Origin of the sequence: Bacillus sp. EKM202B (assembly GCF_011066025.1) — a bacterium.
GTDB classification, from domain to species: Bacteria; Bacillota; Bacilli; order Bacillales; family Bacillaceae_G; genus Bacillus_A; species Bacillus_A toyonensis.
Genome location: NZ_JAAMNK010000145.1, coordinates 1 through 226, shown reverse-complemented (window position 1 = coordinate 226; position 226 = coordinate 1). Strand labels below are relative to the sequence as shown.

Here is a 226-nt window from a genome sequence, read left to right as displayed (position 1 = left end):
GTGAAATGATATGACAAAGCAGAATAAAGCATATAAATTCCGTTTGTATCCAACAGAAGACCAAGCACATCTTATGCTTAAAACCTTCGGTTGTGTACGTTTCGTGTATAACAGAATGTTAGCTGAACGGAAAGAAGCGTATGAAAAACATAAAGATGATAAGGATCAACTAAAGAAACAAAAGCTTCCCACTCCTGCGAAATACAAAGCAGAATTTGAGTGGTTA

Annotated in this window: 1 protein-coding gene; it reads left to right on the top strand. The window is 35.8% G+C overall.

Going from position 1 to position 226, the window contains the following annotated elements:
• Positions 1-10 precede the first annotated feature (10 nt).
• A partial coding sequence (locus G9F74_RS29790) for a helix-turn-helix domain-containing protein (RefSeq protein WP_165406451.1) occupies positions 11-226 on the top strand: 216 nt, incomplete at its 3' end.